The sequence below is a fragment of the Streptomyces sp. NPDC001750 genome (genome assembly GCF_042892615.1).
Taxonomy (GTDB): Bacteria; Actinomycetota; Actinomycetes; order Streptomycetales; family Streptomycetaceae; genus Streptomyces.
On the sequence record NZ_JBIAUE010000084.1, the window covers coordinates 1 to 2,015 of the forward strand.

Consider the following 2,015-nt stretch of genomic DNA (forward strand, 5'->3'; position numbering starts at 1 on the left):
CAGGTGAAGGTGCGGGGTTTCCGGATCGAGTTGGCCGAGATCGAGGCGGTGCTTTCCCGGCACGTGTCGGTGGGGCGGGTGTCGGTGCAGGTCCGCGAGGACCGCCCCGGGGTGAAGCGACTGGTGGCCTATGTGGTTGCGGCCTCCGGGCGAAGTGTGGACGTGGCCGTCGTGCGTGAGCACGCGGCGGTCGTACTCCCCGAGTACATGGTGCCGTCGGCGTTCGTCGTCCTGGACGCGCTGCCATTGAACGTGAACGGCAAGGTGGACCGCAGGGCGCTTCCCGCTCCGGAGGCAGAGACGGGGGAGGAGTATGTCGCCCCGCGCACCGATGCGGAGAAGATCCTCGCGGGTGTCTGGTCGGACGTGCTCGGCGTCGAACGGGTCGGCGTCCACGACAACTTCTTCGCCCTCGGCGGCGACTCCATCTCCGCCCTGCGGGCCGTCGGCCGTGTTCGCACGGTCATCGGCGGCGAGTTGTCCTCCCGTACGCTCTTCGCCCACCCGACCGTCGAGACACTGGCCCGGGCCCTCGCCGCGCCCGGCGTGCCCGGGGCTTCCGCCGAGCCGGCGATCCCGCGCGTCGAGCGCGCCGGGCCCCTTCCGCTGTCCTACGGTCAGGAGCGTCTTGCCTTTCTGGCCGACTTCGCGCCCGGCGACTCCACGTACAACACCGGCCTCGCCCTGCGAGTCTTCGGTGACGTCGACGCGTCCGCACTGCGCACCGCGTTGGTCGGGCTCGTCGCCCGCCATGAGGTGCTGCGCACCACGTTCGCCGACGGACGCCAGCACGTCCAGCAGGACATCGAGGTGCCCGTGCGGGAGGTGGACCTCGTGGCTGAGGCCGACGGTGCGCGGCCGGACGCGCTGCTGCGGGTCCTGCAGGAGGAACAGGCCGCCCCGTTCGACCTCGACGGAGGCCCGCTCATCCGGGTCCTGGTCGTCCGTCTCTCCGAGCGCGTGCACGTGCTGGTGCTGTCGATGCACCACATCGTGACCGACGGCTGGTCCATGGGCGTGATCACGCGCGAGCTGAGCGCGCTGTACGCCGCAGCTGTGCGTGGCGAGGAAGCGGCTCTGCCGGAGCCGCGCATCCAGTACCCGGACTTCGCGGTCTGGCAGCGGGAGAATCTCACGGGTGGTGCATTCGACGGTCAGCTCGACTACTGGCGTGACAAGTTGTCGGGTCTGGAGCCTTTGGAGTTGCCGACGGACCGGCCGCGTCCGGCCGTGCGCACCTCGGCCGGCGCGCTGCATACGTTCGAGGTTCCGGTGAACCTCGTCGACCGGCTCAGGGCGGCGGGGCAGGAGCGTGGGGCGAGCCTGTTCATGGGGCTGACGGCGGTGACGCAGTTGCTGCTGTCGCGTTACAGCGGTCGGCGGGACATCACGGTCGGTACGGTCGCGTCGGGGCGCGAGCACACCGAGCTGGAGAACCTCGTCGGGTTCTTCGTCAACACCCTTGCGCTGCGCACTCGGATCGACGAGTCCGTGAGCTTCGGGGAGTTGCTCTCGGCGGTGCGCGCGACCACCCTGGACGCGTTCGCCCACCAGGACGTCCCCTTCGACCGCGTGGTGGACGCCGCCGAACCGGAACGGGACCCGAGCCGTAGCCCGCTGGTCCAGGCTCTCGTCGTACTCCAGAACTCCCTCGGTCTCGAAGCCGAGTTCGCCGGCTGTCCGGCGAAGCGCGAGTTCGTTCCGCGAGCCACGGCGAAGTTCGACGTCTCCTGGGAGTTCTGGGAGGAGAACGGCGGCCTGACGGCCGAACTGGAGTACAGCACCGATCTCTTCGACGCCTCGACCGTCGAGCGGATGTGCCGCCACTGGACAGCGCTCGCGGAGGCGGTGGTCGCATCGCCGACGACGCCGCTTGCCCGGCTGGAGTGCCTGGACCCGGGCGAACGTGAACTCGCCCTTGCGCAGTGGGCGGGTCCTGGTGTGGGTGTGGGTGGTCGTTCGGTGGTGGAGTTGGTTGCGGGGCGTGTGGCGGTTGTTCCTGGGGCGGTTGCGGT

The 2,015-nt window shown here is 70.0% G+C and carries 1 protein-coding gene; it reads left to right on the top strand.

The annotated features are described in order from the left end of the window. A partial coding sequence (locus ACFYY6_RS38290; protein WP_389197769.1) for a condensation domain-containing protein occupies positions 1 to 2,015 on the top strand: 2,015 nt, incomplete at both ends.